Annotated in this window: 11 protein-coding genes; 4 read left to right on the forward strand and 7 right to left on the reverse strand. The window is 64.3% G+C overall.

The genetic code is table 11. The features are described 5' to 3' along the window. The first annotated feature begins 3 nt into the window (after positions 1-3). Positions 4-237, forward strand: a complete 234-nt coding sequence (locus JGU71_RS22725) for a hypothetical protein (RefSeq protein ID WP_233529929.1) — start codon at positions 4-6, stop codon at positions 235-237. Here the strand turns inward: JGU71_RS22725 and dnaE are convergent. Both dnaE and rarD read right to left on the reverse strand, forming a co-directional pair. Beyond that, positions 208-3,744: a DNA polymerase III subunit alpha gene (gene dnaE / locus JGU71_RS22730; protein WP_199706789.1), complete on the reverse strand. Its 3,537-nt coding sequence runs from the start codon at positions 3,742-3,744 to the stop codon at positions 208-210. The genes JGU71_RS22725 and dnaE overlap by 30 nt on opposite strands. A gap of 85 nt (positions 3,745-3,829) precedes the next feature. Then, complete coding sequence (gene rarD, locus JGU71_RS22735) at positions 3,830-4,738, reverse strand: EamA family transporter RarD (protein WP_307829787.1); 909 nt, start codon at positions 4,736-4,738, stop codon at positions 3,830-3,832. A 76-nt stretch (positions 4,739-4,814) separates the two neighbouring features. On the opposite strand from rarD, the gene JGU71_RS22740 reads away from it, so the two are divergent. Further along, positions 4,815-7,223 (forward strand): cation-translocating P-type ATPase, encoded by a 2,409-nt coding sequence (locus tag JGU71_RS22740; RefSeq protein ID WP_199706790.1) that lies wholly within the window; start codon positions 4,815-4,817, stop codon positions 7,221-7,223. On the opposite strand, the gene JGU71_RS22745 is transcribed toward JGU71_RS22740, so the two are convergent. From JGU71_RS22745 to lspA, 3 genes are read right to left on the reverse strand one after another with little or no spacing between them, the layout of a single operon-like run. Further along, entirely contained in the window at positions 7,220-7,879 is a 660-nt protein-coding gene (locus JGU71_RS22745; protein WP_307829788.1) for a hypothetical protein, read from the reverse strand. The two genes, JGU71_RS22740 and JGU71_RS22745, sit on opposite strands and share 4 nt — an antisense overlap. Further along, the gene (locus tag JGU71_RS22750; protein ID WP_199706791.1) at positions 7,872-8,798 is read right to left on the reverse strand and encodes an RluA family pseudouridine synthase; all 927 of its coding nucleotides are present in this window, start codon (positions 8,796-8,798) and stop codon (positions 7,872-7,874) included. The genes JGU71_RS22745 and JGU71_RS22750 overlap by 8 nt, the downstream gene beginning before the upstream one ends. Beyond that, on the reverse strand, positions 8,799-9,425 hold the full coding sequence (lspA, locus tag JGU71_RS22755; RefSeq protein WP_372433216.1) for a signal peptidase II: 627 nt from the start codon (positions 9,423-9,425) through the stop codon (positions 8,799-8,801). Positions 9,426-9,459: 34 nt separating this feature from the next. Between lspA and JGU71_RS22760 the strand changes: the two genes are divergently transcribed. Together JGU71_RS22760 and JGU71_RS22765 are read left to right on the forward strand one after the other, a co-directional pair. Further along, complete coding sequence (locus tag JGU71_RS22760; protein WP_307829789.1) at positions 9,460-10,389, forward strand: hypothetical protein; 930 nt, start codon at positions 9,460-9,462, stop codon at positions 10,387-10,389. 26 nt (positions 10,390-10,415) lie between these two features. After that, positions 10,416-11,123 carry a sensor domain-containing protein gene (locus JGU71_RS22765; RefSeq protein WP_307829790.1) on the forward strand — a complete coding sequence of 236 codons (708 nt, stop codon included), beginning with the start codon at positions 10,416-10,418 and terminating at the stop codon, positions 11,121-11,123. Between the two features lie 67 nt (positions 11,124-11,190). Here JGU71_RS22765 and JGU71_RS22770 read toward each other — a convergent pair whose 3' ends face one another. Continuing rightward, entirely contained in the window at positions 11,191-11,682 is a 492-nt protein-coding gene (locus JGU71_RS22770) for a WKL family lipoprotein (RefSeq protein WP_199706793.1), read from the reverse strand. A 92-nt stretch (positions 11,683-11,774) separates the two neighbouring features. Next, a complete protein-coding gene (locus tag JGU71_RS22775; RefSeq protein WP_307829792.1) occupies positions 11,775-12,374 on the reverse strand; it encodes a YceI family protein in 600 nt (199 codons plus the stop codon). Positions 12,375-12,378: the final 4 nt, after the last annotated feature.

Here is a 12,378-nt window from a genome sequence, read left to right on the forward strand (position 1 = left end):
TCCATGGCGACTATGCAGCACGAGGGCTTCGCGGGTAACGCTGCTCCCAAGACTCTCTCCATCGCCGGCACCGAATGGCCGCTCTTCAAACTGGAAGCTCTCGCCGCCGGTCTGCTTGTGTTGATGCTCGTCTTCCTGGTAATCCAGACGCCGCCCGTCGCGGTGCTCTCGGCGGCCGCAGCAAGCGCGGTCGTCTGGATTCTCGGTTCATACCGGCAAGCATCCAGGTCCGAGTAGAGCTTTCAGATCACCCATCAACGCTGACGACGGTGTGACGCGATAACTGTCGTCCACCTTCAACATGGTGGTCTTGTTGTTGCTGACCAACCGCAGATGCACGTCCGCCGTGCCGGGATGGCTCGCCAGAATGCGCTTCAGTGCGCGCACCTTGTCCTCGGTGCAGACCCTCGTCGGAATGCTGACCGCAACCGGCTTCGCCACGCCGACCGACGAAAGGTCGGGCACCGCAAGGTCGTTCGCGATGAGTGAGATCCGGTCGTCGCGTACCGACACTCGCGCCTTCACCAGGACGACGGAGTCTTCGCTGATATCCATGCCGTACACGGCGTAGGCCTGCGGGAAGAACAGCACCTCGATGCTGCCGACCAGATCCTCGATCTGCGCGGACGCCCACGCCAGACCGTTTTTGTTGATCCGCCTGTTGACCGAAGCAAGAATGCCGCCGACGACCACCTGGGTGCCGTCCTTGATGTCACCTTCGAGAATCGCCGCGATCTGAGTGTCCGACTGCGCCGCGAGTACGTGTTCGACGCCGTTGAGCGGATGGCCGGAAACGTAGAGGCCGAGCATCTCGCGTTCCAGGGCAAGACGATGTTTCGTCTCCCACTCTTCGTCAGGGACCTTGACGTTGAAGACGGACGAGATGGATTCGTCGGCACCTTCGCCACCGAACAGGTCGAACTGGCCGATCGCTTCGGCCTTCTTCGTACCCATCACGGCGTCGATCGCATCCGCGTGCACGAGCAACAGGCCCTTGCGCGGATGGCCGAGTGAGTCGAAACCGCCAGCCTTGATCAACGACTCGGTGACCTTCTTGTTGCAGGCCGTCGCGTCGATCTTGTTCAGATAGTCCGAGAAGTCGGTGAAGGCCGACTTCTCCTTGCGCGCTTCGATGATCGCGGCGACCACGTTGGACCCGACGTTGCGTACCGCGCCGAGCCCGAACCTGATGTCGGTGCCGACCGACGCGAAGTTGAGTTCCGATTCGTTGACATCCGGCGGCAGGACCGTGATCCCGAGGCGTCGACAATCGGCGAGATAGACGGCAGCTTTGTCCTTGTCGTCGCCGACGCTGGTGAGCAGGCCTGCCATGTACTCGCCGGGATAGTTCGCCTTGAGGAAGGCGGTCCAGTAGGACACCAAGCCGTAGCCCGCCGAGTGCGACTTGTTGAACGCGTAGCCGGCGAACGGAAGAACCGTGTCCCACAGCGCTTTGATCGCAGCGTCGGAGAAGTTGTTGTCGAGCATGCCCTGCCGGAAGCCTGCGTACGCCTTCTCCAATTCGGCGAGCTTCTTCTTACCCATGGCGCGACGCAGCAGGTCGGCTTGGCCGAGCGAGTACCCGGCGACCTTTTGCGCAAGTTGCATGATCTGCTCCTGGTAAACGACCAGGCCGTACGTCTCGCCGAGGATCACCTTCAGCGGTTCTTCGAGCTCCGCGTGGATGGGTTTTACCTCTTGTCGACCGTTCTTGCGGTCGGCATAGTCGTTGTGCGAGTTCATGCCCATCGGACCAGGCCGATACAGCGCGAGCACTGCGACGATGTCCTCGAAGCCGGTCGGCTGCATACGCCGCAGGAGATCGCGCATCGCACTGCCGTCGAGCTGGAAAACACCGAGAGTGTCACCGCGAGAGAGCAATTCGTAGGTCGCGGGATCGTCGAGCGGCAGGGCGTCGAGATCGAGATCGATTCCGCGGTTGGCCTTGATGTTCTCGATCGCGTCACCGATGACGGTGAGGTTGCGCAGGCCGAGGAAGTCCATCTTGAGCAGCCCGATGGCCTCGCACGACGGGTAGTCCCAGCCGGTGATGATCGCGCCGTCCTGCGCGCGCTTCCACAGCGGGATCGCGTCCATCAGCGGCTCCGAGGACATGATCACCGCACACGCGTGCACACCCGCGTTTCGGATCAGCCCTTCGAGCCCGCGGGCGGTCTTGTAGATCTTCGCGACATCGGGATTGGAATCGATGAGCGCGCGGACCTCGGCTGCTTCCTTGTACCGCTCGTGCGTCGGGTCGGTGATACCTGCGACCGAGATGTCCTTGGCCATGATCGGCGGCGGGAGGGCCTTGGTGATCTGATCCGCGATCGCAAACCCGGGCTGGCCGAACTGAACTCGCGCCGAGTCCTTGATCGCAGCCTTGGTCTTGATGGTGCCGAAGGTGATGACCTGGGCAACGCGGTCGCTACCCCACTTCTCCGTTGCATAGCGAACCATCTCGCCGCGACGGCGATCGTCGAAGTCGATATCGATGTCGGGCATCGACACGCGCTCGGGATTGAGAAACCGCTCGAACAGCAGGCCGTGCGGCAGCGGGTCGATGTTGGTGATGCCCATCGCGTACGCGACGAGCGAACCCGCCGCCGATCCACGACCGGGACCGACGCGGATTCCGACGGCTTTCGCATGATTGATCAAGTCGCCGACGACGAGGAAGTAGGCGGGGAAGCCCATCTCCAGGATGACGCCGATTTCGTAGTCCGCGCGAGAGAGGTATTCCTGTGTCGGTCCGTCCGGGAACCTGCGGTCCAGCCCGGCCATCACCTCTTTACGCAGCCAGGTGTCCTGCGTTTCGCCTTCGGGCACAGGGAAGATCGGCATCCGATCCCGGTGTGTCCACACGTCCTTGTAGGACTCGACACGCTCGGCGATCAACAGCGTCGAATCGCAGGCACCCGGCACCTGGTCGTCCCACAGTGCGCGCATCTCGGCTGCGGACTTGAGGTAGTAGCCGTCGCCGTCGAACTTGAAGCGCGTCGGGTCCGAGAGCGTTTTACCGGTCTGGATGCAAAGCAGCGCCTCGTGGTTCTCGGCGGCTTCCTTGGTGACGTAATGGCAGTCGTTGGTCGCGAGCGGCGCAATGTCGAGCGTCTTGCCGATCTCGAGCAGTCCCTCGCGAACCCGCCGTTCGATCGAAAGCCCGTGGTCCATCAGTTCCAGGAAGAAGTTCTCTTTCCCGAAAATCTCCTGCCACTTGGCCGCGGCCTCGAGCGCCTCACGGTCGTGGCCGAGCCGCAGCCGGGTCTGCACCTCACCCGACGGGCAACCGGTGGTGGCGATGATCCCCTCGGCATGCTCGGCGATGATCTCCTCGTCCATCCGCGCCCACTTGCCGAGCTGACCTTCCAGCGAGGCACGCGACGACAGCTTGAACAGGTTGCGCAGGCCGGTCGCGTTGGCGGCGACCATCGTCATGTGTGTGTAGGAACCACTGCCTGACACGTCGTCGGACTTCTGACTGCGATCGCCCCACAGGATGCGTTTGGTGTCGAAGCGCGACGCCGGCGCAATGTAGGCCTCGATGCCGATGATCGGCTTGATGTCGTGCTTGATAGCCGAGTTGTAGAACTCCGACGCGCCGTACATGTTGCCGTGGTCGGTCATGCCGACCGCGTTCATTCCCAGCCGCTGCGCCTCTTCGAAAAGTGGCGAAATCTTGGCCGCACCGTCGAGCATCGAGTACTCGGTGTGGTTGTGCAGATGAACGAACGAGTCAGCCAACGGGAGGCCTTTCGGGTTTGGAGTCCTAGCGAGTCTAGGCGGGTGGACCGACACGTCGACGAGGCGCGCTGGCACGTGACAACTGTTACGGATGTGGCCTACGAGACCGCCTCACCCGCCACACCATGTCGGTTGTGAACACCACGAGCGCAATCCAGATCAGCCCGAACCCGATCCACCGGGAACCGGGCATGTCCTCACCGACAACGGCTACGCCCCAAGCCATCTGGAGCGCGGGCGTCAGATACTGCAGGATCCCCATCGTGACCAGCGGCAGGCGTTGGGCAGCCGCGCCGAAGAACAGCAGCGGCAACGTGGTCACCGGTCCGCAGACCAGCAACAGCAGCAGCTGACCGACGTTGTCGTCGACCGTTGCGGTGCCGATGACGAACAGATAGCCGATGTAGGCGAGAGCCAAAGGCGCCGCGACCAGACCTTCAGCGGTGAGGCTGCGTAGCGGATCGAGCGGGACGACCTTCTTGACCAGACCGTAGGTCGCGAAGCTGCAGGCAAGGATCAGCGCGATGTAGGGCGGGTGGCCGTAATCGATCGTCAACACGATGACCGCGACACCGGCGAGCACCAACGCGACGATCTGCGCGGGATCGAGTCGCTCCCGGAAGATCACGACACCGAGCAACACACTGACGAGCGGGTTGATGAAGTAGCCGAGGGCGCACTGCACGACCTGCTCGGACGTCACGCCGTAGACGTAGACACCCCAATTGATCGCTATCGCGGCCGATGCGGCGGCGACCAGCAACCACACCCGTGGCGCTATCCCCCGCAACGTCCCCAACCGGCCGAGGACCGCAAGAACGATCAGCATCACGACGAGCGTCCACAGAATGCGGTGCGCGAGGATCTCGATCGGCCCTGCGAACGCAAGCAAACCGAAGAAAGCGGGGAACAAGCCCCACATGAAGTAGGCACCCGCTCCGAAGGCGAGACCCGACTGCGACGGCTGCTGCTGGCTCGCCGTAGTCGGTTTCACTCGAACGAGGGTAGCGACCGCATCCGACGTCGGAGTCCTGGCACCAAGGCCGACCGCGAACGCCTACCCTTTTCGCATGTCGATCGCCACACACGAACCGCTGCGCAGCGGACTCACCTCGGCCGAAGTCGAAGATCGGCGTGCCAAGGGGCTGTCCAACGACGTACCCGACCGCGCGAGCCGCTCGGTCAAGGACATCATCCGCGCCAACGTGTTCACGCGAATCAATGCAATCCTCGGCGTGCTGTTCATCCTCGTCGTCGCGACCGGTTCGATCATCGACGGCATGTTCGGTCTGCTGATCGTGGCGAACAGCAGCATCGGCATCATCCAGGAGACCCGCGCCAAACGGACTCTCGACAAGCTGGCGATCGTCAGTCAGGCCAAACCCGTCGTGCGCCGAGACGGCAAGGCGCACGCGGTATCGCCGAAAGAGGTCGTTCTCGACGACATCATCGAACTCGGACCTGGCGATCAGATCGTCGTCGACGGCTCGGTGCTCGAATCCTCCAGCCTCGAGATCGACGAGTCGCTGCTCACCGGCGAGGCCGATCCCGTGCACAAGGTCATCGACGCGGAAGTGCTCTCCGGCAGTTACGTCGTCGCGGGCAGCGGCGCGTATCGCGCGACCAAAGTCGGCCGCGACGCCTACGCCGCGAAGCTGGCGGACGAGGCGAGCAAGTTCACGCTCGTGCATTCGGAGTTGCAGTCCGGCATCAACAAGATCCTCAAATTCATTACCTACCTGATGATTCCAGCCGGCGCGCTGATCATCTACAACCAGTTGTTCTCGAGCGGTCAGTCGTGGCGGCCCGCCGTCAACGGCATGGTCGCCGCCCTCGTGCCCATGGTCCCGGAGGGTCTTGTGCTGATGACGTCGATCGCGTTCGCGGTCGGTGTCGTTCGCCTCGGCCAGCGCCAGTGCCTCGTCCAGGAGTTGCCTGCGATCGAAGGCCTCGCCCGCGTCGACGTCGTCTGTGCCGACAAGACCGGAACGTTGACCGAGAACGGCATGCGGCTCTCGGAACTGCAGCGCGCCGAGGGAGCCGAATCCGAAGAGACACTGCAGAAGGCACTCGCGTCGATGGCCGCCGACGATCCGCGTCCCAATGCGAGCGTTCAGGCTCTGGCCGAGGCCTTTCCGGACAAGCCCGGCTGGGTCGAGAGCGGCGTGGCGCCGTTCTCGTCGGCGAAGAAGTGGAGCGGACTTTCCTACGGCGACAACGGCCATTGGCTGCTCGGCGCACCGGACATCCTGCTCGATCCCGACAGCGACATGGCCCGCAACGCCGAACACATCGGCTCTGCCGGCCTGCGCGTCCTGCTCCTCGGCAGCAGCGACCGACCCGTCGACGCACCCGACGCACCAGGTGTCGTCACCCCGCAGGCACTGGTCGTGCTCGAGCAGCGGGTCCGCCCTGACGCTAGGGACACGCTGGATTACTTTGCCAGCCAGAATGTTTCGGTGAAGGTGATCTCCGGCGACAACGCGGTGTCGGTCGGTGCCGTCGCGGGGTCGCTCGGGCTTCCCGGCGGCGACCGACCGATCGACGCTCGCCAATTGCCTTCCGAACGTGAGCAACTCGCCGCGACACTCGAAGAATCGACGACCTTCGGCAGAGTTCGGCCCGACCAGAAACGCGAAATGGTTGCGGCACTGCAGTCACGCGGCCACACGGTCGCGATGACGGGCGACGGCGTCAACGACGTTCTTGCTCTCAAAGATGCCGACATCGGCGTCTCGATGGGATCGGGTAGCCCGGCGACAAGGGCGGTCGCGCAGATCGTGTTGTTGGACAACAAGTTCGCGACGCTCCCCTACGTCGTCGCCGAAGGTCGCCGGGTGATCGGCAACATCGAGCGCGTCTCGAATCTGTTCCTCACCAAAACCGTGTATTCCGTACTGCTCGCGTTCCTCATCGGCCTGACCGGCGTGGTGTCGCAGATCTTCGGTTTCGATCCTGTGCCATACCCGTTCCTGCCGAGGCACGTCACGATCGCCGCATGGTTCACGATCGGCATCCCCGCGTTCATTCTCTCGCTCGCCCCGAACAACGAACGCGCTCGCACCGGATTCGTTCCGCGGGTCATGCGGTTGGCGATCCCGTCCGGCATCGTCATCGGAGTCGCGACCTTCGTCTCGTACCTGATCGCGTACGCGGGGCCCGATGCGACCGACGAGCAGGTGGTCCAGGCAGGCACGGCCGCACTGATCACGCTGATCATGATCGCCGTCTGGGTACTCGCCATCGTCGCGCGGCCGTACAACTGGTGGAAGATCGTGCTGATCGCGGGTTCGGTGGTCGGGTACCTGATCCTGTTCGCGCTGCCGTTCACCCGAACGTTCTTCAAGCTCGATCCGACCAACGTCGACGTGACCGTTGCCGCGCTGATCATCGGCGCGATCGGCATGGTGCTCGTCGAGATCGCGTCCCGGATCGGAGTTCGGATGGCGAGCGCCAACGACGCCGACACAGCCGACTAGGCGGGCGGAATCTCGCCGTCGTCGGGGCCAGGACCGACGACATCGGTCTGTTCGGGCAGTAGCGGAGCGACCGCGAAACGGCCGAACACGGCGTCCGCGGGCAACGCTTCGACAGCGCGAACACCGGCGCGCTGCGCCAATTCGGTGAGTTGCTGCGTCGTACCGCGGACCGTGAGTCCGACAACGCAGGCGCAGCCCTGCGCAAGCCGCGCACCCGACACCCTATCGACGCGGGTGCCGCGGTCGTCGCGTGCCGACGTCGACAGGAGTTGCGAGGCAGCCGATTTCGCCGATTCGAGTACTGCCGCGCTGCTGTCGGGCACATCGATGACGACCAGTCGAGTCTGGACCCGCGCGATCGGAACTCGATGCAGCACCTGCGAGATCCGCACGTTGCCCGCCACCTCCACCGCCGCTTCAGGTGTCAGTTCCGTAGCGAAGGAAACGAGGGCATACCGCGGCTCCCCCGTCTCGCCGAGTGTCGCGCGCGCCCGCTCCAGATAGGCGTCGACCTGCTCACCCTGATCCGGACCGAGACGGTCCGTCGCAATCGAGGCGTCGTTCGGCTTGCTCGCAATGCCGGCAACCAGAACGACGACGACCAACGCGACCACAGCGCCCGCTACGAGCGCCAACGATCGGAACCGGTCACGCACCACGAAGAACGGCAAGCGCAGCCGCTAGATCCGCCGGATATTCGCTGGTGATCTCTACCCAACGACCGTCGCTCGGGTGCGCGAAACCGAGCGATTTCGCATGCAGCCACTGCCGTTCGAGGCCGAGACGCTGCGCAAGTTTCGGATCGGCACCGTAGGTGATGTCGCCGCAGCAAGGATGCCGGATCGCCGAGAAATGCACTCTGATCTGATGGGTGCGACCGGTCTCGAGATGGATGTCGAGCAGGCTGGCAGCCTGGAACGCCTCGATCGTGTCGTAGTGCGTGACACTGGGTTTGCCGTCTGCGGTCACCGCGAACTTCCAGTCGTTGCTCCGTGATCGACCGATCGGAGCGTCGATGGTGCCACTGCTCGGATCCGGATGACCCTGCACGAGAGCGTGATACCGCTTCTCGATCGTTCGCTCCTTGAAGGCGCGCTTGAGCACCGTGTACGCCCGCTCGGACTGTGCGACGACCATGACACCCGACGTACCGACGTCCAACCGCTGCACGATGCCCTGGCGCTCGTGCGCGCCCGACGTCGAGATGCGGAAGCCAGCGGCGACAAGTCCACCGATGACCGTCGGACCCGTCCACCCGACGCCGGTGTGTGCCGCAACGCCGACCGGCTTGTCGACGGCGACGATGTCGTCGTCCGCGTACAGAATCGTCAAGCCCTCGACGGGTTCGGCGTCGATCGTCAATTCGCGCTTGGGTTCCGGCAAGGCGACTTCGAGCCAACTGCCACCGCCGAGGCGATCGGACTTCGCAACCGGCACGCCGTCGACGAGGACCGCACCCTCTTCCGCCATCGTCGCGACCGCTGTTCGTGACAGACCGAGCAGGCGCGCAAGGCCGGCGTCCACCCGCATGCCGTCCAGTCCGTCAGGAACCGGCATGGACCTACTTTCGCCCATCTAGCTGTCCTCGTTACGGGCGTTCGACGTCGCGCGGGTGCCGTCCGGTTCGAACCCGAACAGCGTCAGCCCGACGAGCAGGATCGCACCGCACACGATCGCCGAATCGGCGACGTTGAAAACGGGCCACCACCCGACGGACACGAAGTCGACGACATGGCCGCGCAACGGTCCAGGCGAACGGAAGAATCTGTCGATGAGATTGCCGAGTGCACCGCCGAGCACCATGCCCAACCCGATCGCCCACCACAGCGACCGCATCTTTCGACCGATCCGCACCACACCGATGACGACCGCGACCGCTACGAGGGTCAGCACCCAGGTCCACGCCGTCGCCATCGAAAACGCCGCGCCCGGGTTGCGGACCAACGTCAACGTCACGACGTCGCCGATGATCCGGACCGGTTTCTGCGGGTCGATATTCGCAACCGCGAGGACCTTGGTGAGGAGGTCGAGAGCCAGCAACACACCAGCGATCGTGAGCAGTAGCGGCAGCCGCAGCTTGCCCTTCGGTGCGGCCGTAGGTGTCGATTCGGGCGACTCGGACACCGAGCCAGCCGGTTCGGCTGGAGTGTCTCGAGCGGGCACAGCCGGGACGTCTTCGCCGGCTCGTCGATCTTGTGTCACCTGACCATCATCCCTCACCGCGTAACCTGGTCGAGTGACGGTGTTGTCGTACCCGGTCCGGTCCAGCATCTTTGCGCTGGCCGCGACGCTCAGCCTCAGTTCTTTCGTCTCTGGATGCAGCGAGAGCGCAGACTCGCCCGCGCCCGAAGCAGAATCCACACAAGCGGTCAAAAACGAAGTGACTGTGCCTATTTCGGCGGTCACAGTGGCCTTGGTCGACCCGGGCGAGGGTCCGCACGAAGTTCTCGCGCCACACCCGGCAATGGGTGCAACGCAGCAGGTGACGTTGCGTACGACCAACCGAATTCGCCAGCAGATCAACAATCAGGCCGACCAGGAACTCTCCTCACCCGCGCTGACCATTCCGCTCACGGCGGCGGCTGACGAGCACGGCGCGCGGCTGACGATCGGCAAAGTCACGACACCCGACGCCAAGCTGTCAGGCGGACTCGGACCGGCCGAGGGCTCGCACGCCGGTTTCACCGTCAACCCACGCGGAGCCATCACGTCGCTACGCCTGAGCCCACCCGCCGACGCCACCGATGCCGTTCGCTCGGCAATCGAGCAGGCGTTCTATCAGGCCGTCTACAGCGCGGTTGTGTTCCCCGACGAACCCATCGGCGTCGGCGCTGTATGGACGATGCAGCAGCAGGTGTCCGGCGGCGTGACGCTCGACCAGATCACGACAGCGCGACTCGCAGAACGCGACGGTAATCGCGTCGTCGTGACTGTCGACGTCATGCAGAAGCCGAAGTCCGAGATCTGGAACCTGCCCAACGACGCCGGAATGCTGACCGTCGAGGACTTCGTCATGAAAGGCAGCGGAACCGTGACGATGGACCTCGGCCTGCCGTTGCCGATCGACGGGTTGATCAGCCTCGGGGGTGACCAGACCTACGCCGACCCGGAGACGTTGACGCGGCTCAAACAGTCCACGGGCAGCACCGTCCAGTGGGGCGGTTAGCCGTGCGCGTTGCACACTCCGTGGCCGTGTGCGCTGCCGTATCGGTTGTTCTCGTCGGCTGCTCCGACGACAAAGCGACGCCGTTGCAGACGGTCGACTCGCTCGGTGAAGTTGTTGCGGCTCCGACTGCCATCACGGCACCGCCGATCACCGATGCGGCGGCGCTGCGGGCGCTGCTGCTGACGCGCGCCGACCTGCCACCGGGCTTCTCGCCGCTCGCCGATCCCACGATCGATCTCGGCCTACCTCCGGCACCCGATGGACCGGACAAGGCTCGCACCGACCCTGCACAGTGCTCGGCGGTACTCGAGCCACTTGCCGTGCAGCGGACGGGCGCAACCACCGACGGCGCCGCCAGGTTCGCAGGTCCGGACTTCACCAGCATCGACGTCGATGCCGCGAGCTATTCGACCGACGCTGCCGCCGATGCCTTCACCCGAGTGCAGCAGACGCTGCGCGAGTGCGCGAGCTACAGCGGTACCGATGCCGACGGCGTTGCTGTCGACTACCGGATCGGTGCCCTCGATCAGCCGACGAGCGGCGACGCGTCGACGGCGTTTCGCATCCTCACCGAAAGCGACGGCATCACGCTGACCACCGATGCTGTGCTCACCATCGTCGGCTCGACGGTCGTCCAGTTGACCGCCTCGGGCCAGGAGCCCATCGATCCGACGGTCCTCACCGGTCTCGTTGCGCGGCAGGTCGATCGATTGCGGACCCCGCCCCAGACGTGACACGGCGTGAGGGGTGACCTCACACCGTCGGACGGCGTCAGAGGGCCCTTCACTGCGCTGTTCGAGCTCAGGCGCAGGCCGGCGATTGTTGCCCTAGATTTCCGAGCACAGCGCACACCCAGTCCTTCTTCAGCTTCCATCGGCCGTCCTCGGGAACGAAGTCGACGGTGATGACGTTCGGCTGACCGCTGATGGTGAGCGTGCCGGTTGCTTGCAATTCGTTGGTGCCGAACGGCTCGACGCTCTCGATCGATGCTGTGACGTTCGCGGCGCGCGCAGCCTCGACGAACTGGTTCACAAGTGCCGGATCAGCTTCGGCGCCCTGAACTTGCCCGACCTTCTCTTCGACCGGAACTGCGGGATCGAGCGCACGCTGGAACTGAGCGTTCAACTCCTCCGGCGTCGGTTGCGGGGGCAGGTCCGCAGCCCGCGTCGATTCCGGAATCGTCACACCCGTCGGCGCTGGATTCTCGGTGGGATCGGAACCACAGGCCGTCATGGTGAGTGCGCCGACGATCGCAACTGTGGCAATCAGTACACGGGAGGTGCTGCGCTGCATCAACTCAGGGTCCTTACCTTCGGGTAGTCGTCGGCAACACAAATGGCCGGCACCTCAGCGGTACCGGCCATTCGAGCAAGACTGTCTAGCGATCAGGCGCAGGCGGGTGAAGGCTGCTGCAGGTTGGTCAGCAGAGTGCAGACCCATTCCTTCTTGAGCTTCCACTTGCCGTCTTCGGCAACGAAGTCGACGGTGATGTCGCCAGGCTGACCGTTGATCGAGAACGTACCCGCCGCCTGCAGCTCGTTGGTGCCGAGCGGCTCGACCTTGGTGATGGTCACCGTGGCGCCGGCATTACGCGCTGCTTCGACGAACTGACCGACCAGAGCCGGATCAGCCTCGGCGCCCTGGACCTGGTCGACCTTCTCCTCGACCGGGACGGCAGGATCGAGTGCACGCTGGAACTGTGCGTTCAACTCTTCCGGTGTCGGCTGGGCGGGCAGGTTCGCGTCACGCGAGCCGGCGCTTGCCGAGGTCGTCGCCGCTGCCGCCGATGTGGTGGTGGGTGAGTCGGCACTCTTGTCGTCGGAGCCACACGCGGTCATCGTGATCGCGCCGACGATCGCCATTCCGGCGATCAGTGCGCGGCTGGTGCTGCGAAGCTTCAACTGCTCGTCCTTACGTTTCGAGGTCATCTGGTTCTGTCCCACTATTGCAGCTACGGCCGAGTAGGCCCGTGCTGCCGGAAGCACCCAG

Source organism: Antrihabitans stalagmiti (assembly GCF_016482825.1).
Lineage (GTDB): Bacteria > Actinomycetota > Actinomycetes > Mycobacteriales > Mycobacteriaceae > Antrihabitans > Antrihabitans stalagmiti.

Coding starts and splice junctions, on each gene's coding strand:
- JGU71_RS22725 (WP_233529929.1), top strand. CDS start 4: ATGGCGACTATGCAGCACGAGGGCTTCGCGGGTAACGCTGCTCCCAAG.
- JGU71_RS22740 (WP_199706790.1), top strand. CDS start 4,815: ATGTCGATCGCCACACACGAACCGCTGCGCAGCGGACTCACCTCGGCC.
- JGU71_RS22750 (WP_199706791.1), bottom strand. CDS start 8,798: ATGGGCGAAAGTAGGTCCATGCCGGTTCCTGACGGACTGGACGGCATG.
- JGU71_RS22770 (WP_199706793.1), bottom strand. CDS start 11,682: ATGCAGCGCAGCACCTCCCGTGTACTGATTGCCACAGTTGCGATCGTC.